Consider the following 26475-nt stretch of genomic DNA (forward strand, 5'->3'; position numbering starts at 1 on the left):
CCCGCGACAGGACGGAAAGACCCCATGGAGCTTTACTACAGCCTGATATTGAGGCTTTGTGCATGATGTACAGGATAGGCGGGAGACGTCGAGCCCGGAGCGCCAGCTTCGGAGGAGTCACCCTTGGGATACCGCCCTTCATGCATAGAGTCTCTAACTCGCAGCCGTGATCCGGCTGGAGGACCGTGTCAGGCGGGTAGTTTGACTGGGGCGGTCGCCTCCTAAACAGTAACGGAGGCGCCCAAAGGTTCCCTCAGAATGGTTGGAAATCATTCGTAGAGCGCAAAGGCAGAAGGGAGCTTGACTGCGAGACCTACAAGTCGAGCAGGGACGAAAGTCGGGCTTAGTGATCCGGTGGTTCCGCATGGAAGGGCCATCGCTCAACGGATAAAAGCTACCCTGGGGATAACAGGCTGATCTCCCCCAAGAGTCCACATCGACGGGGAGGTTTGGCACCTCGATGTCGGCTCATCGCATCCTGGGGCTGGAGTAGGTCCCAAGGGTTGGGCTGTTCGCCCATTAAAGCGGTACGCGAGCTGGGTTCAGAACGTCGTGAGACAGTTCGGTCCCTATCCGTCGTGGGCGCAGGAAATTTGAGGAGAGCTGTCCTTAGTACGAGAGGACCGGGATGGACGCACCGCTGGTGTACCAGTTGTTCCGCCAGGAGCATCGCTGGGTAGCTACGTGCGGACGGGATAAATGCTGAAAGCATCTAAGCATGAAGCCCCCTCCAAGATGAGATTTCCCTTTGAGTAATCAAGAAAGACCCCTCAGAGACGATGAGGTAGATAGGTCACGGGTGGAAGCATGGCGACATGTGGAGCTGAGTGATACTAATCGGTCGAGGCCTTGTTCTAGCAGATGCTTGTTGATAACTTCAGTTTTGAGGGCGCGAGCCCGTCGTCTGGTGACGATAGCCAAGTGGTCACACCCGTTCCCATGCCGAACACGGAAGTTAAGCACTTGAACGCCGAAAGTAGTTGGGGGCTTCCCCCTGTGAGGATAGGACGTTGCCAGGCACTTGACCGATCTGCAGATTGCAGGTCGGTCTTTTTGTGTAATTATTTTAAAGGAAAAGGAGCTTTTTCATGAAACACGAACTTCCTATTGTACATGCACTTCAACGTCACTTAGATCGAACGCCCATCTCATGGCATGTTCCTGGACATAAGAATGGAACTCTGACACCTCTTCCTGACTTTTTTAAATGGGACGTCACAGAATTACCTGGTCTAGATGATTTTCATCATCCGGAAGAGGCTATTGCAGACGCAATAGCTTTGCTTCAAAAAGTCTACGATGCAAAAGCGAGTCATTTCCTTGTGAATGGTTCGACTGTTGGGAACTGGGCGATGCTTGCAGCTGTAGCAATAAGAGGAGAGCGTGTTTATGTACAGCGTAATTCGCATAAATCGGTATTTAATGCACTCGAATGGTTAGGAATCGAACCGATCTTTCTTGAACCAGATACCCATAAAGAAACGGGAATCAGTGGTCATGTTTCACGTGAAACATTAAAGGAAGCGTTTACGAAATATCCAGGAGGAGTTAGCGTGTTTATCACTTCACCGACATATTACGGAGAAGTGGCTGATATCACGTCACTCGTTCAGCTCACGACGTCGCACGGACTCCCTTTATTAGTGGATGAAGCACACGGTGCACACTTCGGTAAAGCATTTGGTGTTCGTTCTGCATTTGAATTAGGAGCAACCGCTGTTGTCCAGTCTGCCCATAAAACGCTTCCTGCACTGACGATGGGAGCATGGATGCACGAGCGATTTTCGGAAAAGATGAGAAGAAAGTTACAGCGAGCGCTCCAAGCGTTTCAAACCTCAAGTCCTTCGTATTTGTTACTGGCTTCATTAGACTATGCCCGTTCCTATCGTGAACAATGGACAGTTGAAGGTATGTCAGATATTCAGGTTAGTCACGATGCGTTTATCGAATCACTTCAACGGTTCGATCATATGACCGTCCTTCGCTTCGATGATTGGTCACGGATGACATTAACGTATGAGGGATATTCAGGAGATGCGTTGTTGCACGCGTTACGAGCTGTTCAACTCGATGCGGAATTTGCTCTAGGAGATCACGTCGTCTGTATTTTGCCACTTCGTCCGCTAGCAAAGTCTGAGCAGGATGACTGGGTTCATCGTGTCGAACGCGCTATTCAAATGATGAAATCAGAAGGAATTCCTTTGAAAAGGTATATCGAGCAACCAATTATGGGTAAAATACAGGTATCTGCTTTAGCTTGTTCTTATGAACAGTTAGAACAAGCAACAGGTACGTTCCGTCAGCTGGATGAGTGTATCGGTCATGTTTCACTCGAAACCATTATTCCGTACCCGCCAGGCATTCCGTTGATCGTCAGAGGCGAACGCATTACGGCGGAACAGGTACTATGTTTACGACATTATCAAACCGTAGCCGTTCATTTGCAAGGGGGCGAACAATTGCAACAAGGAGCGTTACGCGTCATAGAGGAAGGGTTTGAAAGATGAAAGGTACGTTCATTACTGTCGAAGGACCGGATGGTGCCGGGAAAACGACACAACTACAATTGCTTAATGATGTGTTAAAAGAAAAGGGTTATAATGTCATGATGACCCGTGAGCCAGGTGGCACACGCGTTGGGAACGAAATTCGTTCATTGATTTTAAATCCTGATTTTGAAGAAATGAAAGAGATGACGGAAATTCTGCTGTATGCAGCGTCTCGTGCCCAGCATGTCGAAGAATTGATTCGACCGGCGTTAGAGGCAGGCACAATCATCTTATGTGACCGATTCGTTGATGCCTCACTTGCCTATCAAGGATATGGACTTGGACATCCGATTGATCTCGTGCGTCATATTAATGATTCTGCAACAGGTGGATTAGCGCCAGACCGGACGTATTTATTTGATTTAACGGTAACGGATTCTAAAAAACGAATGATGGACCGGGGAGCACTTGATCGAATCGAGCAACGAGATGATGCGTTTCGTGCCCGTGTCTATGATGGTTTCAAACAGATTGCGGCATCGGACCCAGAACGGGTACAGATTGTACAAGCCAATCGATCGATTGAAGTGATTCATCAGGACTTAGTGGAAGATGTCATTACGTATTTAGAAGAAAAGGAGAGATTCTCATGAAAATGGTCATTACGATTGTTCAAGATAAAGACAGCTTACGTTTGGCGGAAGCGCTTGTCGAGCATGATTTCCGAGCAACGAAACTAGCAACGACAGGTGGTTTTCTTAAAGAGGGAAACACGACGTTCATGATTGGTGTACAGAGTGAGCGTCTCGATGATCTGTTACGATTGATCAAAAAGAATTGTTCGAGTCGTGAACAGATGGTCTCTCCAATCTCACCAATGGGTGGTCATGCCGATTCTTATATCCCGTACCCTGTTGAAGTCCAGGTAGGCGGGGCAACGGTCTTCGTCTTGCCAATCGAAGGGTTTCACCAATTCTAATGCAGACGTTTCATGAACTGGAACAGACACAATCGGTCATTTCGACGATTCTTCAAAATTCGTTACGAAACGATCGAATCAATCACGCTTATATCTTCACTGGAGACTATGAGCCGCTTCTACTTGAAGCGGCTCACTTGTTCGCGAAAAGCCTTTTTTGTGAGACCCCGGTCGATGTGGAGCCATGTGGTGTCTGTCGTAGCTGTCGGCGGATGGAAAGTGGTAACTTGGTCGATTATTATGAAATCGAACCAGATGGCGCGACCATCAAAAAAGAACAGATTCAACAATTGATGCATGATCTCTCACTCCGAGGACTTGAAGGCGATCGTCAGATTTATGTCATTACACAGTCCCATAAGATGACTCCCCAAGCAGCGAACAGTTTGCTGAAGTTCTTTGAGGAACCAGGAGAAGGAAAAGTTGCCTTATTGTTGACGAATCAACCTCAACTCCTTTTACCTACGATTCGATCGCGGGGACAGTTATTAAGTTTTCGTCCAGCAGATCGTCAAATGATTGGCGAGGTTTTATCTGAAAAAACGGGACGGGACCACGAGTTGACGCAACTGGCAGCGCGTGTCTATCCAAAAGTCGAGGATGCAGAAGAAGCATTACTCGAAGACTGGTTTGTAAATGCGCGAGCGTCAGTGTTACAATTGATGGAGGAATTAGCGAATCGTCCGGCTGATTTACCACTGTTCGTACAAGAGAAATGGATGGGACAATTCAAGAACCGTCAGGATGTCCGAATTGGTCTTGAACTCGTCACTTGTTTCTTCGAGGATGTCTTACGCCTGAAACTGAATCCGGCGTGGGAAGGTATGACCTATACGAATAGTAAACCCCAACTTGAACAGATGGGGTCCAAGAGCCAGACGACGATCACCCGCTGGTTACAAGCTGTGCTTGCCGCAGTCCGACGGGTCGAAGCGAATGTTAATCCCCAATTAACAGTTGAGCGTCTCATGTTTGACTTACAGAAAGGGTAGAGCGACATGCTAGAAGTAGTAGGCGTTCGCTTTAAAGAAGCGGGCAAAATTTATTATTTTGCACCTGGACAAGAGTCATTATCACGAGGACAAGCAGTCATCGTTGAGACGGTACGGGGCATTGAATATGGCGAAGTGGTCATCGCCGATAAACAAATGGACGAAGAAGATGTGGTGTTGCCACTGAAATCCATTCTTCGAATTGCTGACGATAAAGATGCAATGATCGTCCGCGAAAATAAAGTCGCAGCGCTTGATGCGCATGCGGTATGTGTCGAAAAAATCCGTGAACATAAACTCGATATGAAATTGGTCGATGTCGAGTACACGTTTGACCGCAATAAGGTCATCTTCTACTTCACGGCAGAAGGACGTGTTGACTTCCGTGAGCTCGTCAAAGATTTAGCGGCTGTTTTCCGGACACGCATCGAACTCCGTCAAATCGGTGTTCGAGATGAAGCGAAGTTACTTGGAGGCATTGGTCCATGTGGTCGTGTCTTATGTTGTTCATCTTTCCTTGGTGAGTTCGAACCGGTCTCGATCAAGATGGCAAAAGATCAAAACCTGTCGTTGAATCCGACGAAGATTTCAGGGGTGTGTGGTCGTTTAATGTGCTGTCTAAAATATGAGAACGATACGTATGAAGAGATGCGCCGTGACTTGCCGGACTATGGAAAACGTTTGACGGTACCTGAAGGCGAAGGACGCGTCGTTGGCTTGAACATCCTCGATCAAGTCGTTCAAATTGAACTGAAGGATCGTTCCCGCGTCTTGACGTATTCGATGGAAGAACTATTATCCGTTGGTGCCGTAAAACCAAAACGACCAAAAGAATAACGGGGTGCATACGCGTGGAGAGAGTCGATAAAAAAGAAATCATTACGCGTGTCGATGCGATTGAGCAACAGATTCATTTGCTGACTGAGCATCTGAGCGTGTTAAAGGATCAGCTGGCTTACATGATGGAAGAGAACCAACATCTGTATCTGGAGAATCATCATCTTCGGGAAAAAGTCGAACGCGATGAACAACAGCCGGTCACGGAAGCGGAAGAAGCGGAAGCAGGCGTTGGTGCGGGCTATGACAATCTCGGACGATTGTACCAGGAAGGGTTCCACATCTGTAACTTGCATTATGGACAAGTACGAAAAGACGGCGATTGTCTCTTCTGCTTATCCATGTTAACGAAACATTGAGAGGCTGACTTCTACATGAGTCAGTCTTTTTTTCGGAAAGGAAGGCACGACATGTTTGAACTATTACCAGACGAACGACTTGATTATCTCTTAGGACAAGAAGGGAAAATCATTCAAAGTCCATCCGTCTTCTCCTATTCACTCGATGCGGCATTGCTCGCACGATTTGCATGGGTTCCAATTCAACAGGGGCGGATTGCCGATCTTTGCTCTGGGAACGGTGCGATCCCACTCTTTTTATCCTACCGGACGAAAGGGCAGATCACGGGTCTTGAAATTCAGCCGCGACTAGCGGAGATGGCGCGACGTAGCATTAACTTGAATGAACTGAACGACCAGATTGAGATGATTGATGGTGACGTCAAAGAGGCGGGGGCACGTCTTGGATACGGCATCTATGATGCTGTCACCTGTAATCCGCCTTATTTTTTAGCCAACGAGACATCAAACCAAAACCAAAGTGAACATTATACGATCGCAAGGCATGAAGTCCTCTGTACACTTGAAGACTGTATTCGTGGTGCATCTGATTTGTTAAAACAAGGCGGAAAGGCAGCGTTCGTGCATCGACCGGAACGACTGCTCGATATCGTCACTTTGATGCGAACATACCGCTTGGAACCGAAACGGATGCAGTTGATTTATCCGAAGGCAGGGAAGGAAGCGAACATGCTTTTGATCGAGGGGATCAAGGATGCAAAACCTGGACTGAAGGTTCTTTCCCCGTTCATCGTCTATGAAGCGGACAACTCGTATGCGGCTCAGATGAAGGAACTGTTCGATGTCTGAGCATGCAGTCTATATCGTTCGTTGCCAAGATGATACGTATTATACGGGTTACGCAGTAGACGTCACGCAACGCATCGCAACACATAATGCAGGCAAGGGGGCGAAGTATACACGTGCCCGTCTGCCGGTCGTCCTCGTTCATGAGGAAATTTTCGCGACAAAATCAGAAGCGATGAAGCGGGAATACGCGATTAAACAATTGACACGTTCACAGAAAGAGCGTTTGATTCAAGGAGGAACCTCATGAAAGCGACAAGTAGCTATCAACAGCAAGGAGTCGGTCTCTATATCGTCCCGACACCAATCGGCAATTTAGAAGACATGACGTATCGAGCTGTCCGGATCTTACAGGAATCTGATATCGTCGCAGCAGAAGATACCCGGCAGACGATGAAACTGTTTCGGCATTTTTCGATTGAGACGAAGCTGGTCAGTTACCACGAACACAATAAACAAACAAGTGGCGAACGACTACTCGCTGATTTAGAGGCGGGAAAGCAAATTGCCCTCGTCTCCGACGCCGGGATGCCCGGTATTTCGGACCCGGGAAGCGATTTGATCCGCCAAGCGATCGCAGCAGATATTCCTGTCATCGTTCTTCCGGGTGCGAACGCTGCATTGACAGCCCTTGTCGCGTCCGGTCTGTCGACAGAACGCTTTTTGTATTATGGTTTTTTGCCACGAAAGAAAAAAGAACGCCGCGAAGCGTTAGAGCAATTGAAATACGAATCAGGAACACTCATCTTTTATGAAGCACCGCATCGATTGAAAGAGATGTTGCAAGGGATCGAAGAAGTACTTGGTGATCGCCAGGTGACGTTAGCCCGAGAACTAACGAAACGGTATGAAGAGTATATTCGTGGAAGTGTGAGTGAATTACGCGCTTGGGCAGCAGAAGACGTTCGAGGTGAGTTCGTCGTCCTTGTCGAAGGATCAAACGAAGAACGACCGGATGCCGTCATTCAAGACAGTGATCCGCTCGAGCAAATCCGTCGGTATATCGAAGAGGGCGAAAAGCCGAATGCAGCGTTGAAGCGTGTCGCAAAAGAACGAGGACTGGATCGTCAGGAATTGTACCTCGCGTTTCACGAAGCAGATTAAAAAAAGAAGCCCCGTTAAGGAGCTTCCTTTTTTGTTTATTCGTTGCTTGCGTAATGACGATCGAGGAAATCTTTTAATTCAACGAGAACGCGTTGTGCGCCATCTGGTGAAAGAATCAATTTACCATCAGCCAATTTGAAGTTATCTTCTGATACTTCACCTGTCACTTGGCAAGTCATGTTTGGTTTATATTTTTTAAGGATGATCTGTTCGTTGTCGACATAGATCTCGAGGGCATCCTTTTCTGCGATTTGAAGTGTACGGCGTAATTCGATTGGAATTACGACACGACCGAGCTCGTCTACTTTACGTACAATACCTGTTGATTTCATTTTGTTGTTCCTCCTTTGATGTCATGGATCTCTTTTTCTTTTGAAAAATCGTCAAAATTCGACATCGTTTCTATAGAATGTAGAATACTAGACTTTCCAAAAGTAGTCAACCAATCTGAATAGCTTGAAATCAAAATGTCATTTATTTCTCAAAAAACCCATATTTGAAACGATTTATTAATATATTTTCCCTTTTTAAAGGAAATGAAACTATAGAGTGTGTTTTTTTGTAATTTGATGTCTGATGTCAAAAAATGTTTCGATTCGACAAAAAGTGAATTTCGACATCAGTCCCGTAACAGCGTATAATAGCCTATAATGAAGATGGAAATAAGAGAACGGAGGAATAACATGGCAAAGACATTTTATATCACGACCCCGATTTATTATCCAAGTGCAAAACTACATATCGGTCACGCGTATACGACGGTGGCTGGAGATGCAATGGCACGGTACAAACGACTTCAAGGATTCGACGTCCGGTATTTGACAGGTAGCGATGAGCACGGTCAAAAGATCCAGGAAAAAGCAGCAGAAGCAGGTATCTCGGAACAGGCATTCGTCGATGGTGTAGTCGAGCAGATTAAAGTCTTATGGGATCGTCTTGACATCTCGTACGATGATTATATCCGGACGACAGAACCACGTCACAAGAAAGTCGTCGAAAAAGTGTTCGAGACACTTCTTGAATCAGGCGATATCTACCTAGGTGAATACGAAGGTTGGTATTCGATTCCGGATGAGACGTACTATACGGAATCACAACTCGTCGACGGAAAGAGCCCCGATAGTGGACACCCAGTCGAACTCGTTCGCGAAGAATGTTACTTCTTCCGGATCAGCAAGTACGCGGACCGTCTGCTTGAGTACTTTGAAGCGAATCCGTCATTTATCTTGCCAGAATCACGTAAACACGAAATGATCAATAACTTCATTAAACCGGGTCTCCAAGACTTAGCGGTCTCACGGACGACATTCAACTGGGGTGTACAAGTCCCATCGAATCCGAAGCACGTCGTCTACGTCTGGATCGATGCGTTGACGAACTATATCTCGTCACTCGGTTATGGTACGGACGATCATGGTAATTTCGATAAGTACTGGCCAGCAGATGTTCATCTCGTCGGAAAAGAAATCGTTCGTTTCCACACGATCATTTGGCCGGCACTCTTGATGGCACTTGATCTCCCATTACCGAAGAAAGTCTTCGCACACGGTTGGTTGTTGATGAAAGACGGAAAAATGTCGAAATCAAAAGGGAACGTCGTTGATCCGATCCCATTGACGGATCGTTACGGTCTTGACGCCCTTCGTTATTACTTGTTACGCGAAGTTCCATTCGGTTCAGATGGTATGTTCACACCTGAAGCATTCGTTGAGCGGATGAACTACGATTTAGCAAACGACCTTGGGAACTTACTCAACCGAACGATCGCGATGGTCACGAAATACTTTGACGGTGAGATCCCAGCCTATACAGGCAATGTGACACCGTTTGATGCGACACTCTCGGATCTTGCAAAAGAAACGGTCACGAAAGTCGAAGCATCGATGGAACACATGGAATTCTCTGTCGTGCTATCGAACATTTGGCAATTAATCAGCCGTGCCAATAAATACATCGATGAGACACAACCGTGGGTTCTTGCAAAAGACGAATCCAAAACGGCGGAACTCGGTTCGGTCATGGTGCATCTCGTCGGCGTCTTACGTCACGTGGCGATCATGTTGCAACCGTTCATGACACGTTCACCAAAAGAGATCTTCGCGCAACTTGGTCTCTCCGGACAAGCGATGGACTGGGCAGCGCTCGAGAAATTCGCAGACATCACACCAGGAACAAAAGTTGGTACAGCGACACCGATTTTTCCACGTCTCGATGTCAAAGAAGAGGTCGCAGCAATCGTCGACATGATGCATCAAGCTTCTGCAGCACGTGTGGAGGAAGAGGAAGTCGAAGAGGCTGATGAAGACATTCGTCCGGAAACGACGATCGATGTCTTTGATCAGATCGAGTTACGTGTCGGTGAAGTCGTGACGGCTGAAAAGATCAAGAAGGCGAAAAAACTACTGAAGTTACAAGTCGATATGGGCAAAGAAACACGCCAAATCGTCTCTGGTATCGCGCAGTGGTATGAGCCGGAAGATTTAGTCGGACGTAAGGTCATCGTCGTAGCGAACTTAAAACCGGTCACGTTACGTGGCGAACTCTCCCAAGGAATGGTCCTTGCTGCTGAGAAAGCAGGAAAACTTGAACTCGCGACGGTCCCATCAACGATGGCAAACGGCGCAAGCGTAAAATAAAACCGATGCCTGTGGACTTCATGTCACAGGCATTTTTTTAAAGAAGGAGTCGAATAAGATATGTTAATCGATACACACACTCACTTGAATGCAGACCAATTCGCGGAAGACGTTCATGAAACGATCGAGCGGGCACGTGCAAACGGCGTTTCACCGATGATCGTCGTCGGATTTGATCATAAGACAATCGACCGCGCGATGGAACTCGTCGAAGCGTACGATGATCTTTATGCGGTCATCGGATGGCATCCCGTCGACTCGATTGATTTTGATGAGGAAGCCTATCAAAAGGTCGAACGATTGATGGATCATGAAAAAGTCGTTGCGCTTGGAGAAATCGGACTCGACTACCACTGGGATACGTCACCGAAAGACGTCCAACAGGAAGCTTTCCGCAAACAGATCCGTCTCGCGAAGCAGAAGAAAAAACCGATCGTCATCCATAACCGGGAAGCGACAGAAGATACGTTACGAATCCTCGAAGAAGAGGATGCAAAAGAAGTCGGTGGTATTTTGCATAGCTACAGTATGAGTGCTGAATTGTTACCGCGTTGCCTAGCGATGAACTTCTATATTTCACTTGGTGGACCTGTTACGTTCAAAAACGCGAAAATGCCAAAACGTGTTGCACAGGAAGTACCGCTCGATCGTTTACTCGTTGAGACGGACTGTCCGTATCTGACACCAACACCACACCGCGGTAAACGCAACGAGCCGGCTTACGTTCGGTTCGTCGCTGAAGAAATTGCGCAGCTCCGTGGCATGATGTATGCCGATGTGGAAGCAGCAACGACGGAAAATGCAAAACGGGTCTTCCGTTTGCCATGATGCGTTCGTTGACGTTCATTACAATCGGGTGCAGCCTGCTACTTGCGGCTGCACTCGTCTATGGGATGATGGATCATCCACGAACCGTGACTGTTTTGATTGATGGACAAGAGCAGCAGGTGAAGACAATGGCTGATTCCGTTTATGGCGTTCTCAAAGAAGCCGGTATTACGACGCGTGACAATGATGTGATTGAACCGGCTCTTAGTGCCGACCTGCCGAAAAAACGATTAATCGTCATTCAGCGGGCAAAAGAAATCACATTGATCATGGGCTACGGTGAGTCCCGTCGCGTCCGAACGCAGGCGCGTCAAGTAAAGGATCTACTTGCAGAGCGCGGTATCAAGAAAGCCGACACGGATGATATCTATCCGTCTTCTGACGCTGTATTGACGAGTGGTATGACGGTGCGGTACCGCGAAGCTTTTCCTGTTGATCTCGTCGTCGGGGGAAAAGCCCGACAACTCTACACGTATGAAACGACGGTCCGCGAATTGTTAGAACGGGAAGGAATCCGTCTTCAAAAGGAAGATCGGGTCGCTCCAAATCCCGATACCCGCGTGACGGAAGGGACGTTGATTACGGTCAACACGACACGTCGTGCGACGTTGACACAGGATCAACTCGTTCCGTTTGAGGTCGAAGAAGTCGAGGATCCGACCTTACCGGAAGGCGAGCAACTGGTGACGACATCAGGTCGTCCGGGTGTCCGAACGAAAAAGTATCAATTGACGTTAGCTGACGGTCTTAGTAAAGAGAAAAAACTGATTGATGACCAAGTGACACGGACGCCGATCAAACAAGTCGTCAAAGTCGGGACAAAACCGATTGAGACACCAATCGAAGCGCCCGTCTTCAACGAAAAACAAGCGACCAATCCGCTAACTGAAACACCGAAAGCCGATGCGGATCTTGATTTTGAGAGTGCGAAGAGCTTGATGGTCGAAGCGACAGCGTATACGAACGACCCAGCTTCGAACGGCAGTCGTTTGTACAATGGTCGTGCCTTGACAGCGACCGGGTATGACGTGACCGATACGATCACCTATCAAGGTTTGCCGATCATCGCGGTTGATCCGAAGGTCATTCCGCTTGGCACGAAGGTCTACGTCGAAGGGGTTGGTCTTGCGATCGCTCTCGATACAGGTGGTGCCATTAAAGGCAATAAGATTGATATTTTAGTCGATGGTGAACAAAAAGCAAAGACGTTCGGTCGAAAACAACTGCAAGTCTGGGTCATTCCTAGTGCAACGGAAGCGGACACGTGACGCTTCCTTGTTTTTTTCGTGGAAACAGGTACAATTACGAGAGTGTTTGAAGAAGGTGGAGAGATCATGCGGAAACGCTTAAAAGAAGTCATCGTCGTCGAAGGACGAGATGATACGACACGATTACAAGAAGTTTTTGATGTCGATACAATTGAAACGAACGGTTCAGCCGTTAATGAACAGACGATGCAACGCATTGAGAAGGCCCTCGAACGACGCGGTGTCATCATTTTCACGGATCCTGATTTTCCAGGAGATCGTATCCGTGCCCGAATCAATGAACGTGTACCAGGCTGTAAACATGCCTATCTTCCGCGCGCTCAAGCAAAAGATAAGCGCGGTAAAATTGGTGTTGAACATGCCTCACCTGCCGCAATCGAAGAGGCGCTCGCTGCTGTCTATGAGACGGAAGAAGCACCGGTTGCCGAAGTGACACGTGAGATGATTTTGGCAGCTGATTTGATTGGTGGACCAGCAGCCTCGATCCGTCGTCGTCGTCTCGGTCAGATTCTTGCGATTGGTGAACCGAATGCAAAACAACTCGTCAAACGTGTCGCATCGATCCGGATCACGCTGGCGGAATGGGAAGCAGCGTTGAAACAACTAGAGGAGGAAGAAGTTTGAAAGACATTGCTACATTGCACCGGACGAAAGAAATTTTAGCGAAACATGGCTTTTCGTTTAAAAAATCGTTAGGGCAAAACTTTTTAATCGATTTAAATGTATTAGGAAACATCGTCGGAGCAGCTGGATTAACGCCTGAGAGTGGTGTACTCGAGATCGGACCAGGAATCGGCTCATTGACGGAACAATCGGCGAAACAGGCGAAAAAAGTCGTTGCTCTTGAAATCGATCAACGATTGTTACCGATTCTTGATGATACACTTGCACCATATCCCCATACGAAGGTCATTCACGGTGATGCTCTTGAACTCGATCTTTCGACGATCGTTGCTGAAGAGTTCACGCAAGAAGGCATCACCGACATTGCCGTCGTCGCGAACCTCCCGTATTATGTCACGACACCGATTATCATGCGGATCCTTGAAGCGAAAGCACCGTTTCGGACGCTCGTCATGATGATTCAAAAGGAAGTCGCTGAACGAATCGGTGCAAAACCAGGCACGAAAGCATATGGATCTCTATCGATCGCGATTCAATACTATGCGGAAGCTGAAGTCTGCTTCACGGTCCCAAAACAAGTCTTCATTCCAGCACCAAACGTCGATTCAGCAGTCATCCGCTTGAACATTCGAAAAGAGCCGGCGGTACAGACACAGGATGAGGCACTCTTCTTTGAAATCGTCCGAGCAAGTTTTGCACAACGTCGGAAAACGATTTTAAACAACTTGACGACACACTTCGGGAAAACGGAAAAAGCAGCGGTCGAAGCGGCGTTGTTAGAAGCTGGGGTTGAACCACGTCGTCGCGGAGAAACGCTCAGCCTGCAGGAATTCGCACAGTTAGCAGATGCACTTTTGCCAATTAAAAAACGTTGACGGATACGATTAGAACAGATATAATATTTCCCCTTTCTAATATTTATTTAATATGCTATAATAAATATTAGTGAGGTGAAGCGTATGCCAAAGACGTTGAACGAAATCAGACATGTTTTCGAAACACATGTTGGTGAAAGACTGACGCTAAAAGCAAGCGGCGGTCGTAAAAAGGTCGTAACCCGAATCGGAACGCTCGTTGAGACGTATCCTTCGGTGTTTGTAGTCAAGCTAGACGCAGAGCGCCACAATGTCGAGCGAGTTTCTTATAGCTACGCCGACGTGCTAACAGACTCCGTACAAATCGAATTTGCGAATTCGTAAACTTACCTTCCGAAGCGGACAAAATGTTCGCTTCTTTTTTTGTGGAAAGGTTGATACAATTCCTACAGGAAACGAACTAGAGGAGGAACGGCACGATGACGATTATTGTAAAGGCTCCGGCCAAGATCAACCTAGTCCTGGATGCGACGGCAAAGCGCCCGGACGGCTATCACGATGTACATATGGTGATGACGACAGTCGATTTGGCAGACCGTCTAGAATTGACGGAGCTGCCGTCAGGAGAAATTCGAATGAATGCCCAGCATGCTTACGTTCCGAACGACGAACGTAATCTTGCTTATAAAGCAGCAGCGATCTTAAAAGAAAAATACGACGTCAAGACAGGAGTAGAGATCTTCTTAGAGAAACACATTCCAGTTGCAGCCGGACTCGCTGGTGGATCCAGTGACGCGGCAGCGACCTTACGCGGATTAAATGAGTTGTGGCAACTCGGTTTGACGCTTGAAGAGTTGGCGGAAGTCGGCGCAGCAGTGGGCTCTGACGTCCCGTTTTGTGTCATGGGTGGAACAGCGATTGCAACGGGTCGCGGAGAGAAGCTAGAAAAACTTGTCTCACCACCCCCATGCTGGGTTGTTCTTGCTAAACCGACGATCGGTGTTTCAACAGCTGACGTCTATGGTGCCCTCGACTTGAACACGGCAAAACGTCCGAACGTCGAAGCAATGATTGATGCGGTGAAGGCGCAAGATTTCCAAGCCATCTGCCAATCACTCGGTAATGTTCTCGAAGCGGTCACGTTGCCGATGCACCCAGAAGTCGAGCAAATCAAGGAATTCATGGCAAGTTGTGGCGCAGAAGGCGTCTTGATGAGCGGAAGTGGTCCGACGGTCTTTGCTCTAACGGAGCATGAAAATCGGGCACAACGTCTCTATAATGGATTACGCGGCTTTTGTAACGAAGTCTACGTCGTTCGTCTTTTAGGCGAAAACCATTGATAATATCCGTATGAAAATGATATATTCACTATTGAATATTCGGAATTACGGAGAGGTGGAACGAAACAAATGAAAATTCGGAGAAGTGGTCGATTGGTCGACATGACGCGGTACTTGCTTGACCATCCCCATCATCTCGTCTCATTGACGATTTTTGCAGAACGTTATAAATCGGCGAAATCGTCGATCAGTGAAGATTTAGATATCGTCAGCGAGATGTTAGAACATGAGGGAACAGGTCGTCTCGTTACAGTACCAGGTGCTGCGGGTGGCGTCATGTTCATTCCGACGTGGAGCAGTAAGAAGGCGTTACCGTTCATCGATGATCTATGTGAACGTGTCGCTCGTCCAGACCGACTGTTACCGGGGGGATACCTTTATTTGACGGACTTACTTGGAGATCCGAAGATGGTCAAACAAATGGGACAAGTGTTTGCATCTGTCTTTAGCCAAAAGAAAGTCGATGTCGTCATGACGATCGCAACGAAGGGGATTCCACTTGCTTATGCAGTCGCTGAGCAACTTGGTGTACCGTTCGTCATCGTGCGTTCAGATAGTCGTGTTACGGAAGGATCAACAGTCAGCATCAACTATGTCTCGGGTTCTTCAAAAGCGATCCGGACGATGGCACTCGCGCGTCGAAGTTTACCACGTGGAGCGAATGTCTTATTGATTGATGACTTCATGAAAGCCGGCGGAACGATTCGCGGAATGATGAGTCTCTTAAGCGAGTTCGAAGCAAAGGTCGCAGGTGTTGGTGTTTTGATCGAGGCAGAAGGTGCTGAGAAGAAGATGGTCAACGAATACGTCAGCTTAATGAAATTAGCGGACGTCGACGTCGACCTTGGTCAAATCCAAGTTAAGCGTGGAAACGTCGACCACTATTTCTCGGAAGCTGAGACTACCTGAAATTGACAGCCGCATGGATTGTAACTATACTGTAATTATCAAACTTTTGGAAATTATGCGTAAAAAGATTGGGAAAGACTAAACCTTTGTTTGTTTTAAGCCGTAAGTAGAAGTAGACAACGAAGAGTTGTGACAACGGTTAAAGGGGTGCGGACAAAATGAACGTTACGGACGTTAAAATTCGTCGCGTCGTAGCAGAGGGTCGAATGAAAGCACTTGCCTCTATTACGCTCGACCACGAATTCGTGGTACATGATTTGCGTGTCATCGAAGGGAACAGTGGTCTCTTCGTCGCCATGCCAAGTAAACGAACGCAAGAAGGTATCTTCCGGGATGTCGCTCATCCAATCAATGCATTAATGCGAAAAAAGGTCGAAGATTCAGTACTCGAAGCCTATACGGCACGTGAGGATCAAGAAGAAGGCGTCTGTTACGAAGTCTCTTCTGCCCAAACGACAGATCAAGCATAAGAAAAAGACAGGTTTCTCTTCTTGGGAAAACCTGTCTTTTTCTCGTTTTTTCATCGATTCCGCTTCGTCCCATCATTGAATAACGATGCCATTTTCGTTATAGTTGGAACGAGTGTACTATTTCAGAACGAAATCAACACTAATTTACGTGGAGGAGCGACAAGGATGAATCATTTCGCGGTAATTCTAGCAGCGGGTAAAGGAACTCGGATGAAATCTAAGCTTTACAAAGTACTTCACCCAGTCGCTGGGAAACCTATGGTACAGCACGTCGTCGATCAATTAGCGACGCTCGGCGTCAAGCGACAGGTCGTCATCGTCGGTCACGGTGCGGAATCCGTCAAAGAAGTGCTTGGCACATCGGTGGAATACGCACTTCAAAGTGAGCAGCTTGGCACAGGACATGCTGTTCAAATGGCAGAACCCGTACTCGGGAACGAACAGGGAGCAACGCTCGTCGTCTGTGGCGATACACCACTCTTGACGAGTGACACACTGGCTTCATTGTTACAACATCATGCGGAGACAAACGCAAAAGTGACCGTCTTGACGGCACTCGCTGACGATCCGACAGGTTACGGACGTATCGTTCGTGGCGAAGACGGAAACGTCTCGAAAATCGTCGAGCATAAGGATGCGAATGCAGAAGAGCTCGCGATTCGTGAAATCAATACCGGTACGTATGTATTCGATAATGAGATGTTGTTCGCGACGCTGAAGCAGGTTAAGAACGATAATGCGCAAGGTGAGTATTACTTACCAGACGTGATTGAGATTGCAAAGGCAGCAGGCGAGACGATTGCAGCGTATGCGGCACCTACGTTCGAAGAGACGATCGGTGTCAATGACCGCGTCGCACTTGCACAAGCAGAAACATCGATGCGCAAGCGAACGAATGAGTACTGGATGCGTCAAGGTGTCACGTTCGTTGATCCGTCTTCGACGTACATCGGACCAGACGTCACGATTGGTTCAGATACTGTTCTCTATCCTGGTACGCAGTTGCTCGGTCAGACGGTCATTGGTTCAGAATGTACGATTGGTCCGAACTCGGATATCCGTAACAGTGAAGTGGCAGATGGCGCCATTGTTCGTCAATCCGTCGTCACGGATAGCAAGATTGGTCCAGCGGCACAAGTCGGTCCATTTGCGCATTTACGTCAGCAAGCGGTTCTCGGTGCGAACACACGCGTCGGAAACTTCGTTGAGATCAAGAAATCAACATTTGGCGAAGGTAGCAAATCAGCCCACTTGAGCTATGTCGGAGATGCAACAATCGGAGAGAACGTCAACCTCGGTTGTGGATCGATCACGGTCAACTATGATGGAAAAAATAAATTCCAGACGATCATTGAGGACGATGCCTTCATCGGCTGTAACGTCAACTTGATTGCACCGGTCACGGTCGGCAAGAATGCCCTTGTTGCTGCCGGATCAACCGTCACAGACGATGTGCCGGAAAACGGTCTCGCGATCGCACGGGAACGTCAAACGACGAAACCCGATTATCGTTAATTCATTACTTGTCGCTCTACTCGTCTAAACCCAAACAAATGGAGGCCACCTACACATGTCTACTGTCTTAGAACATGAAATTCGTATTTTCGCACTCAACTCGAACAAACCACTGGCAGAGGAAATCGCTAAAGTCATCGGAATCCCGGTGAGCGAAAGTTCAGTCAAACACTTCAGTGATGGCGAAATTTCGATGAACATCGAAGAAAGTGTCCGGGGGGATGATATTTACATCATTCAATCGACAAGCCAACCAGTCAACGAAAACCTGATGGAACTTCTCATCATGATCGATGCACTGAAACGGGCGTCTGCACGGACGATCAACGTCGTCATTCCGTATTACGGTTATGCGCGTCAAGATCGCAAAGCACGTTCACGTGAGCCAATCACGGCGAAACTCGTTGCGAACTTGCTTGAAGTAGCAGGGGCGACACGCGTCGTGACGATGGATCTCCATGCAGCACAAATCCAAGGGTTCTTCGATATTCCAGTAGATCAATTGATGGGTGTACCGCTTCTCGCTTCATATTTCGAGAAAAAGAACATCGATCCAAACGAACTCGTCATCGTTTCTCCAGACCATGGCGGTGTCACACGGGCACGTAAATTAGCAGAGCAATTAAAAGCACCAATCGCGATCATCGACAAACGCCGTCCGAAACCGAACGTCGCAGAAGTCATGAACATCGTTGGTCAAGTCGATGGCAAGATTGCCATCATCATCGATGACATCATCGATACAGCGGGTACGATCACACTTGCAGCGAACGCTTTGATCGAAAACGGAGCGAAACAAGTCTATGCATGTTGTACACACCCTGTTCTTTCAGGTCCGGCAATGGAGCGAATTGAGAACTCAGCGATCGAAGAACTCGTCGTCTTGAACACGATCGATTTAACACAACGCGAATGTGCAAGCAAAATCAAACAAATCTCTGTGGCACGCTTGCTTGCAGAAGCAATCATCCGTGTACACGAACAGAAATCAATCAGCCCGCTCTTCAGCTGATTGCTTATGCATACGAACGATGTGGTCCGGTTTATTGAAATCGGACCCTTGTTCGTTTACTTTTTTAAACAGAAATGAGGAATCGATATGAAATGTATCGTCGGATTAGGGAATCCTGGCGCGAAGTACGCGAATACGCGCCACAACATCGGTTTTCTTGCGATCGATGCCTTAGCGGAGAAACACGGGATCACGCTTTCAGAATCGAAGTTTAAAGCCCTCTTCGGAACGGGAATGATAAACGGAGAACGTGTCGTGCTCGTCAAGCCATTGACGTATATGAATTTATCAGGTGAAGCGGTGCGACCGTTACTTGATTTCTACAAGATCGCGGTCGAGGATGTGCTCGTCATCTATGATGATCTGGATTTACCACTTGAGAAATTGCGCTTGCGTTCGAAAGGCAGTGCAGGCGGTCATAACGGCGTCAAGTCGTTGATCCAGCACCTCGGTACGCAGGAAATCAAGCGTCTTAAACTCGGTGTTGGTCGACCACCGGCACCAATCCAAGTCATCGACTGGGTGTTAATGAATTTTTCGAAGGCGGAACAAGGAAGTCTGCAACACGTACTCAATGCGTCTGTCGATGTAGCGACGGACTTTATAGACACACCGTTTCTCGCTTTGATGAATCGGTATAACTGAACGCAACGCTTTGGGGGTTCCAAAGCGTTTTTGCTGTCGTGTTTTAGGAGGAAGAAGATGAAACAATTACAAGAACTCTTATTAGCGATTCCTGAAATCAAGACGGTTCGGGAACGCTTCCGGGACGGTGTCAACGCTCAGTTGATTACTGGTCTGATGAATAGTGGAAAGGCATTGTTCGTCGCCGGGATTTATCAGGAGACGAAACGTCGATTCGTACTCGTGACACATAATATGTTCCAAGCGCAAAAGTTGTACGATGATTTGATTGAACTCGTGCCGGAAGAAGACGTCATGCTCTATCCGGTTGATGAGACATTAGCCGCGGAACTCTCCTATGGGGCGAGTCCGGAACTGCGGGCAACACGGATCGAAACTCGTCACCGTTTATTGACGACGGACGACGGGATCCTAATCATTCCGCTCGTTGGCTTACGCCGATATGTTCCGGGTGCAGAGACGTTCTTGTCGCACGTCAAACAGGTGAAGCCAGGCGATATCTTGTCGATTCCAGACTTCGTCCAGGATTTAGTTGATGCGGGGTACGAGCGGACAGCGACCGTGACGACACCAGGTGAGTTTGCCGTTCGCGGGAGTATCATCGATATTTATCCGCTCACGGTTGAACGCCCGTACCGGCTCGATCTATTCGATGAGGAAATCGACTCGATCTATACATTCGATGCGGAGACCCAACGTTCGCTCGGTGTTGTCGCAGAAGCATGTTTGATGCCAGCAGCCGAACACTTCGCGACCAAGGATCAGTTAAAGGAGGCTGGCGAAAAAGTCCGTCGTCTTTATGAGGTGACGAAAGAGCGCGTCCAAAGTACGGAAGTCCTCGCGGCACTCGAAGAGGGGATCGCTTACGACGTCGAGTTGTTAGAAAACGGCGATCGTCCGAAACAGTTCGCTAAGTATGCACCAATCCTCTACACGTCGACGTTACGTCAAGACGTGACGGGCAGCGTCTTGATCGTCGATGAAGTCGCGCGGGTCGAAGAAGCGGCAGAAGTCCAGGATGCAGAGGAAGCAGAATGGATGGCGTCGCTCATTGAACGCGGACAAAGCGTCAGTGATTACGTCCTGTCCGTTCCGATGACACATGTCTTTGAAGGACAACCATTGTTGTACCTCTCGCTCCTTCCGACTCGTCGGAGCGGTGTACCGGAAAGTGCGGCAATCCATTTCAGCATCAAACCGATTGCGCCGTTCCATGGTCAGATGGAACGCCTGAAGCAAGAAGTCGAGCGATATCGTCGCGCTGACATGTGGATAGTCTTCTTAGCGAGTAACCGAGAACGTGCCGAGCGGATGCGCCAGACGTTATCCGATTATGGGGTTGAAGCCTCGATTGTAACGAAAGAAGGTATCACTCGTGGTCAACCAGCGATCTTGATTGGCGGAATTCATGGTGGATTCGAGATGACGAATGCGCGCCTCGTCGTCATCACAGAAGAAGAAGTCTTCAAGCAACCGGCGCGTCGCCGGAAGCAGACGACGAAGCTGACGAACGCTGAACGGATCAAGAGTTACCAAGAATTGAAGACAGGTGATTACGTCGTTCATATTCATCATGGAATTGGGCGGTACCATGGCATCAAGACGATTGATGTAGCCGGTAATCATCAGGATTATCTCCATCTCGTCTACGCAGGAGAGGACTCGTTGTATGTTCCTGTCGATCAGATCGACTTGATTCAAAAGTACGTCGGGGCTGAAGGGAAAGAGCCGAAAATCTATAAACTCGGTGGAACGGAATGGAAAAAGGTCAAAGCGAAGGTTCAAAAATCGGTCGAGGATATCGCTGATGAATTGATCAAGCTCTATGCGGCTCGTGAAGCTGCCGTCGGTTTTGCTTTCCCAGAGGATGACGATAACATGCAAGCGTTCGAGGCTTCCTTCCCATATGAGGAAACGGTCGATCAATTGCGATCAATTGCCGAGATCAAGAAAGATATGGAACGTCCGCGTCCGATGGATCGTCTATTATGTGGCGACGTCGGGTACGGGAAAACGGAAGTGGCGATTCGTGCAGCCTTTAAAGCAGTCATGTCTGGAAAACAAGTGGCATTGCTCGTACCGACGACCGTCCTTGCGCAACAACACTACGAAACAATGCTTGAACGATTCAGTGAATGGCCGATTCGTGTGTCGGTCATGAGCCGGTTCCGTTCGCCAGCAGAATTAAAGGCAACGAAACAAGGGTTAAAAGAAGGAACGATTGATGTCGTCGTTGGGACACACCGTGTGCTGTCGAAAGACGTCCAATTCGCTGATATCGGATTGTTGATCATTGATGAAGAGCAACGATTCGGTGTTAAACACAAAGAACGTCTGAAACAGTTGAAGACAAACGTCGATGTCTTGACGTTGACAGCGACACCGATTCCGCGGACATTGCACATGTCGATGATCGGAATCCGTGATCTCTCTGTCCTTGAGACACCACCGGAAAACCGTTATCCGGTCCAGACATACGTCATGGAATACGACGGAATCGTCATGCGGGAAGCACTCGAACGGGAACTCGGACGTGGTGGACAAGCATTCTTCCTCTACAACCGTGTCGAGGGCATCGAGCGAAAGGCAGAAGAGATTCGCGCCCTCGTACCGGAAGCACGAATTGTCACGGCTCACGGTCGAATGACGGAAACCGAACTCGAAAGTCAGCTAATCGCCTTCTTCGAAGGAGATGCCGACGTCCTTGTCAGTACGACGATCATTGAGACGGGGATTGATATCCCGAACGTCAATACGTTGATCGTTCATGACGCCGATCAAATGGGCTTATCACAGCTTTATCAATTACGTGGCCGTGTCGGTCGTTCAAGTCGCGTCGCCTACTCGTACTTTACGTACCGTCCGCAAAAACGATTGACGGAAGTGGCAGAAAGTCGTCTGCAGGCGATCAAGGAGTTCACGGAGCTCGGTAGCGGTTTTAAAATCGCAATGCGTGACTTGTCGATTCGCGGTGCCGGGAACTTACTCGGTTCGCAACAATCTGGATTCATCGATTCTGTTGGTTTCGATCTCTATTCGCAGATGCTTGCAGAAGCAGTCGAGGAGCGGAAAGAACGGATGAAAGGTAAAAAACGCATCCAGAAATTCGTTCCTGAGTTCACATTCAGCCTTGATGCCTATATTCCATCGCACTACATGACAGACTCCGAGCTGAAAATCGAGTTCTACAAACGTTTGAAATATGTTGATACCGTCGATAGTCTCGAACAACTCGAAACGGAAATGCTTGAACGATTCGGTGAGTTTCCGGATGAGGTCGCGCGTTTGATCCAGTTGACGCGAATGCGCATTTTCGCTGAACGGGCGCGTGTCGAGCGTGTTAAACAAACCGATCCGAAAATTGAGATCGTCTTATCGCTCCAATCGACACAACAACTCGATGTGGCGGACTTCGTTAAATGGACTGTTCCACTGGGACGTGGTCTTGGAATGGGACAACAAGAGGAGAAACTCGTCTTAACCCTCAACCGCAACAAACAGTCGACGCAACAGATGACGATGCAGGCAGAACAATTATTGGCGGAACTTGATCGCCGGCTCGTCGGGCGATGAATAGACGAACGATTGCGCAAGGCGCAGCACTGCTTGCGATCTCTAGTTATATCTCAAAATTGCTCAGCTTCTTTTACCGGATTCCGTATCAGAACCTCGCTGGTGATTTCGGATTGTACGTCTATCAGACCGTCTATCCATTATTTGCGATTGCGGCAGCGCTCGGCATTTATGCGCTGCCTGTCATCGTGGCGAAGTTGACGCTTCACCACCCGGATGAGAAACGAGAAGTTCTCTGGTCGATTTTTTATGTCTTACTTGCCATGACCGTCTTTTTCGGTCTGCTCGGATGGTGGATCGCCCCGACGCTCGCTGGGTGGTTCGGGGATGCAAAACTGGTTGTGCCCCTGCGTGCGGTAACATGTACGTTTTATTTACTACCCGTGATTGCTGTTCTACGAGGAATGTTCCAAGCAGATCTTGAGATGCGACCGACGGCTGTATCCCAAGTCTCTGAAAATGCCGTCCGTGTCGGACTATTGTTGCTTGTGACGTATATCGGTGTCTCGATGCAGGCGGACCCCTACTGGATTGGTGCGAGCGCTCATTTAACGGCGATTGGCGGCAGCATCGTTTCGTTATTCGTCCTGTTACGCTTTGCGAAAGGGAAAATCGGTCGTCCGGTATTTTCGAGTATTCATATAAGACGTGTCGGAAAAGTGCTGGTGACAAGCGGTGTAGCAGTTAGTATCGCGTCACTTGCATTGTTGCTGATGCAATTGATTGATGGATTAACGTTCGTCAATCTACTTGGCAATACGACGGAAACAAAAATCGAAAAAGGAATACTCGACCGTGGGTATCCGTTACTGCAATTTGCGATTCTGTTTGCGACGTCGATGAGCCTTGCGAGTGTGCCAGCCTTGTCGACCGCATACCGGAAACACGATCCACAGATGATGCGTCAACAACTCGAGACATTACTCCGTTCCGGTTTATTGATTGCCGCTGCAGCGACGATCGGGCTAATGGGTGTGATGCGTCCGCTCAATATTGCGTTATATCAAAATGATCAAGGAACAGCGGGATTGATTTGGCTCGCAGCGACGGCATTTGCCGCATCGATCGCGATGATGATCGTCTCTTGTCTCCAGTCGGTTGATGCCGAGAAGTATGCGCTTGTTGGTGTTCTTATCGGATTAGGGGCGAAGCTTACTCTGAACCTCTATTTCATTCCCCGATATGGTATGATCGGGGCGGGTATGGCGACATTTGGCGGTTTTGCCGTCATGGCGGCAGCACAATGGATTTTATTGAACCGGAAGTTCGGTCGTGTATCTGCGGGAACTGTTTTTTATCGAAGACTGGTCTTACCTGTGCTTACCATGGGTGTGTTTCTGTATCTGATCGAGACGTTTTTCCAGCTGTTTGAGCTTGAGACACGAATCGGTGCGGCACTCGAAGTCGGCGTTCTTGTCGTCGGTGGTGCCATCATTTATGGCAGTATGGCGTTACGCTTTCGTGCCTTATCAGAACAAGAGTGGGCGTTATTGCCTTTAGGAGATAAGTTATATCAGATGTACCAACGTAGGAGGAGCATATGACACACCGAATTACGATCGTCGGCCTTGGCGTCGGCGAACTCGAACAATTGCCGTTTGGCATCTATCGATTATTAAAAAACACGACACAACCTGTCTATTTGCGGACAGTGGATCATCCAGTCGTTTCAGAACTTGCAGCAGAGGGAATGAACTTTACATCATTTGACTCAGTTTATGAACGACATAGTCGGTTTGAAGACGTATATACAGAAATCGTCGAGGAATTGCTTCGTCTTTCTGAAACGACGGATATCATCTATGCCGTTCCAGGACATCCATTAGTCGCTGAGAGTACTGTGCAACAGTTGTTGCAACGGACAGACAATGTCGATGTCGTAGGGGGACAAAGTTTTCTCGATCCGATGTTCGCTGCACTTGGCGTGGATCCGATTGAAGGATTCCAGTTACTTGATGCGACGGCATTTGCTGTCGATGAAGCACAGATTCGTCAACATCTACTGATTGGGCAAGTCTATGACGCGCTCGTCGCTGGCGACTTAAAAGTCCAGTTGATGGAACGGTATCCGGACGAACATCTCGTCACTCTTGTCACAGCAGCAGGTACGAGTCAGCAAACCGTTCAAAACGTACCGTTATATGAACTCGATCATGTGACGACGCTCAGTAACTTAACGACGGTCTATGTACCACCGGTTACGGATGAGCAGACGTTGAATCGTGACTTCGCGACTTTAAAAGAGATTATCGCGCGATTACGCGGTGAAGGTGGTTGTCCGTGGGATCAAGAGCAGACGCATGAGTCCTTAAAACGACATTTAATCGAAGAATCTTACGAATTACTGGAAGCAATCGACCTTCAGGACGATAACTTAATGATAGAAGAACTAGGAGACGTCCTCTTACAGGTTATGCTCCACGCACAAATTGGTCTAGATGAAGGGTATTTTGATATTCGAGACGTCATCGGAAGCGTCAGCGATAAGATGATTCGTCGCCATCCCCATGTCTTCGGGGAAACGACTGTTGATTCTTCAGCAGACGTTGTGTCGAACTGGCAAGACATCAAAGCACAAGAAAAACCGGAGCGGACTTCTTTACTTGATGGTGTGACAAAAGGAGCACCTGCTTTGATGCGCGCAGAAGACATTCAAAAGAAAGTGGCGAAAGTCGGTTTCGAGTGGGAAGACGTCGAGGGGGCACTTGAAAAAGTGATCGAAGAGTTACATGAATTGAAAGAAGCAGCCCCAGAAGAACGACTCGGAGAATTTGGAGACGTCCTGTTCTCGATAACACTCGTCGGAAAATACCTCGGTCTATCGGCAGAAGAAGGATTACAACGAACGAATGATAAATTTATTCGCCGTTTTACACGGATGGAACAACTAGCGGATCGACCGCTCGTTGAGATGACGCTTGAAGAGCAAGATTCACTCTGGCATCAAGCGAAGCAGGAGGAACAGTCATGAGACTTGATAAATTTTTAAAAGTATCGCGTCTGATCAAACGACGGACGCTTGCGAAAGAAGTCGCCGATCAAGGTCGGATTACGATCAATGGTAATGTAGCGAAAGCAAGTAGCACGGTAGCAGCAGGTGATGAGATGACGATTCGGTTCGGAAATAAGATCGTGACAGTTGCGATTTCAAGCATTAAAGAACATGCGAAAAAAGAAGAAGCATCTGATATGTATGAAATCATCCGTGAAGAAAAGGTGAATTCCGAAGAATCGATGTAATTTACCGGAAAAAGGAAGTATACTAAAGAGTGTCAGGGATGACCACTCAGAAAG

General features: G+C 48.1%; 26 protein-coding genes and 2 rRNA genes (1 of these 28 only partly in view). 27 read left to right on the top strand and 1 reads right to left on the bottom strand.

What is annotated here, in order from left to right; genetic code table 11:
• From ACY2IG_RS00490 to rsmI, 11 genes are all read left to right on the top strand, one after another.
• A 23S ribosomal RNA gene (locus ACY2IG_RS00490) occupies positions 1-857 on the top strand (it extends 2057 nt beyond the left edge of the window).
• Between the two features lie 46 nt (positions 858-903).
• Positions 904-1019 (top strand): 5S ribosomal RNA (gene rrf, locus ACY2IG_RS00495).
• 69 nt (positions 1020-1088) lie between these two features.
• Positions 1089-2507 carry an aminotransferase class I/II-fold pyridoxal phosphate-dependent enzyme gene (locus ACY2IG_RS00500; RefSeq protein ID WP_462618244.1) on the top strand — a complete coding sequence of 473 codons (1419 nt, stop codon included), beginning with the start codon at positions 1089-1091 and terminating at the stop codon, positions 2505-2507.
• Entirely contained in the window at positions 2504-3142 is a 639-nt protein-coding gene (gene tmk, locus ACY2IG_RS00505) for a dTMP kinase (RefSeq protein ID WP_035413201.1), read from the top strand. Before ACY2IG_RS00500 ends, tmk begins: the two co-directional genes overlap by 4 nt.
• Positions 3139-3468, top strand: coding sequence for a cyclic-di-AMP receptor (locus ACY2IG_RS00510; RefSeq protein WP_023466519.1), 330 nt, complete (start codon positions 3139-3141; stop codon positions 3466-3468). Before tmk ends, ACY2IG_RS00510 begins: the two co-directional genes overlap by 4 nt.
• Positions 3468-4460 (top strand): DNA polymerase, encoded by a 993-nt coding sequence (locus ACY2IG_RS00515; protein ID WP_035413204.1) that lies wholly within the window; start codon positions 3468-3470, stop codon positions 4458-4460. Before ACY2IG_RS00510 ends, ACY2IG_RS00515 begins: the two co-directional genes overlap by 1 nt.
• Positions 4461-4466: 6 nt before the next feature.
• On the top strand, positions 4467-5297 hold the full coding sequence (locus tag ACY2IG_RS00520) for a PSP1 domain-containing protein (RefSeq protein WP_029343044.1): 831 nt from the start codon (positions 4467-4469) through the stop codon (positions 5295-5297).
• A gap of 8 nt (positions 5298-5305) precedes the next feature.
• On the top strand, positions 5306-5656 hold the full coding sequence (yabA, locus tag ACY2IG_RS00525; protein ID WP_119182633.1) for a DNA replication initiation control protein YabA: 351 nt from the start codon (positions 5306-5308) through the stop codon (positions 5654-5656).
• A 51-nt stretch (positions 5657-5707) separates the two neighbouring features.
• Positions 5708-6445 carry a tRNA1(Val) (adenine(37)-N6)-methyltransferase gene (locus ACY2IG_RS00530; protein ID WP_056061982.1) on the top strand — a complete coding sequence of 246 codons (738 nt, stop codon included), beginning with the start codon at positions 5708-5710 and terminating at the stop codon, positions 6443-6445.
• Positions 6438-6692 carry a GIY-YIG nuclease family protein gene (locus ACY2IG_RS00535; RefSeq protein WP_035413209.1) on the top strand — a complete coding sequence of 85 codons (255 nt, stop codon included), beginning with the start codon at positions 6438-6440 and terminating at the stop codon, positions 6690-6692. Before ACY2IG_RS00530 ends, ACY2IG_RS00535 begins: the two co-directional genes overlap by 8 nt.
• Positions 6689-7546: a 16S rRNA (cytidine(1402)-2'-O)-methyltransferase gene (rsmI, locus tag ACY2IG_RS00540; protein ID WP_035413212.1), complete on the top strand. Its 858-nt coding sequence runs from the start codon at positions 6689-6691 to the stop codon at positions 7544-7546. Before ACY2IG_RS00535 ends, rsmI begins: the two co-directional genes overlap by 4 nt.
• 35 nt (positions 7547-7581) lie before the next feature.
• Here rsmI and ACY2IG_RS00545 read toward each other — a convergent pair whose 3' ends face one another.
• Positions 7582-7878, bottom strand: a complete 297-nt coding sequence (locus ACY2IG_RS00545) for an AbrB/MazE/SpoVT family DNA-binding domain-containing protein (RefSeq protein WP_023466531.1) — start codon at positions 7876-7878, stop codon at positions 7582-7584.
• A 324-nt stretch (positions 7879-8202) separates the two neighbouring features.
• On the opposite strand from ACY2IG_RS00545, the gene metG reads away from it, so the two are divergent.
• From metG to ACY2IG_RS00625, 16 genes are all read left to right on the top strand, one after another.
• On the top strand, positions 8203-10182 hold the full coding sequence (metG, locus tag ACY2IG_RS00550; protein ID WP_462618245.1) for a methionine--tRNA ligase: 1980 nt from the start codon (positions 8203-8205) through the stop codon (positions 10180-10182).
• Between the two features lie 60 nt (positions 10183-10242).
• The gene (locus tag ACY2IG_RS00555) at positions 10243-11010 is read left to right on the top strand and encodes a TatD family hydrolase (protein WP_035413217.1); all 768 of its coding nucleotides are present in this window, start codon (positions 10243-10245) and stop codon (positions 11008-11010) included.
• The gene (locus ACY2IG_RS00560; protein WP_462618246.1) at positions 11007-12278 is read left to right on the top strand and encodes a ubiquitin-like domain-containing protein; all 1272 of its coding nucleotides are present in this window, start codon (positions 11007-11009) and stop codon (positions 12276-12278) included. The genes ACY2IG_RS00555 and ACY2IG_RS00560 overlap by 4 nt, the downstream gene beginning before the upstream one ends.
• Before the next feature lie 66 nt (positions 12279-12344).
• Positions 12345-12902, top strand: coding sequence for a ribonuclease M5 (gene rnmV / locus ACY2IG_RS00565; protein WP_035413223.1), 558 nt, complete (start codon positions 12345-12347; stop codon positions 12900-12902).
• Positions 12899-13777, top strand: coding sequence for a 16S rRNA (adenine(1518)-N(6)/adenine(1519)-N(6))-dimethyltransferase RsmA (gene rsmA, locus ACY2IG_RS00570; protein WP_035413227.1), 879 nt, complete (start codon positions 12899-12901; stop codon positions 13775-13777). Before rnmV ends, rsmA begins: the two co-directional genes overlap by 4 nt.
• Positions 13778-13861: 84 nt before the next feature.
• Positions 13862-14101: a Veg family protein gene (locus ACY2IG_RS00575; protein WP_012368950.1), complete on the top strand. Its 240-nt coding sequence runs from the start codon at positions 13862-13864 to the stop codon at positions 14099-14101.
• A gap of 95 nt (positions 14102-14196) precedes the next feature.
• Complete coding sequence (gene ispE, locus ACY2IG_RS00580) at positions 14197-15057, top strand: 4-(cytidine 5'-diphospho)-2-C-methyl-D-erythritol kinase (protein ID WP_035413228.1); 861 nt, start codon at positions 14197-14199, stop codon at positions 15055-15057.
• 69 nt (positions 15058-15126) lie between these two features.
• Positions 15127-15966 carry a pur operon repressor gene (gene purR / locus ACY2IG_RS00585; RefSeq protein WP_023466544.1) on the top strand — a complete coding sequence of 280 codons (840 nt, stop codon included), beginning with the start codon at positions 15127-15129 and terminating at the stop codon, positions 15964-15966.
• 158 nt (positions 15967-16124) lie between these two features.
• Entirely contained in the window at positions 16125-16436 is a 312-nt protein-coding gene (gene spoVG / locus ACY2IG_RS00590; protein WP_329469708.1) for a septation regulator SpoVG, read from the top strand.
• Between the two features lie 165 nt (positions 16437-16601).
• Positions 16602-17951 (top strand): bifunctional UDP-N-acetylglucosamine diphosphorylase/glucosamine-1-phosphate N-acetyltransferase GlmU, encoded by a 1350-nt coding sequence (gene glmU, locus ACY2IG_RS00595; protein WP_290787796.1) that lies wholly within the window; start codon positions 16602-16604, stop codon positions 17949-17951.
• 55 nt (positions 17952-18006) lie between these two features.
• The gene (locus ACY2IG_RS00600) at positions 18007-18963 is read left to right on the top strand and encodes a ribose-phosphate diphosphokinase (RefSeq protein ID WP_012368955.1); all 957 of its coding nucleotides are present in this window, start codon (positions 18007-18009) and stop codon (positions 18961-18963) included.
• A gap of 87 nt (positions 18964-19050) precedes the next feature.
• Positions 19051-19608 carry an aminoacyl-tRNA hydrolase gene (gene pth / locus ACY2IG_RS00605; protein ID WP_035413235.1) on the top strand — a complete coding sequence of 186 codons (558 nt, stop codon included), beginning with the start codon at positions 19051-19053 and terminating at the stop codon, positions 19606-19608.
• Positions 19609-19665: 57 nt separating this feature from the next.
• Positions 19666-23181 (top strand): transcription-repair coupling factor, encoded by a 3516-nt coding sequence (mfd, locus tag ACY2IG_RS00610; protein ID WP_329469711.1) that lies wholly within the window; start codon positions 19666-19668, stop codon positions 23179-23181.
• Positions 23178-24725 carry a putative polysaccharide biosynthesis protein gene (locus ACY2IG_RS00615; RefSeq protein WP_056062004.1) on the top strand — a complete coding sequence of 516 codons (1548 nt, stop codon included), beginning with the start codon at positions 23178-23180 and terminating at the stop codon, positions 24723-24725. The genes mfd and ACY2IG_RS00615 overlap by 4 nt, the downstream gene beginning before the upstream one ends.
• A complete protein-coding gene (yabN, locus tag ACY2IG_RS00620; RefSeq protein ID WP_056062007.1) occupies positions 24722-26152 on the top strand; it encodes a bifunctional methyltransferase/pyrophosphohydrolase YabN in 1431 nt (476 codons plus the stop codon). Before ACY2IG_RS00615 ends, yabN begins: the two co-directional genes overlap by 4 nt.
• Entirely contained in the window at positions 26149-26421 is a 273-nt protein-coding gene (locus ACY2IG_RS00625; RefSeq protein WP_023466556.1) for an RNA-binding S4 domain-containing protein, read from the top strand. The genes yabN and ACY2IG_RS00625 overlap by 4 nt, the downstream gene beginning before the upstream one ends.
• Positions 26422-26475 lie beyond the last annotated feature (54 nt).

Source organism: Exiguobacterium sp. EF_C8, from assembly GCF_054956715.1.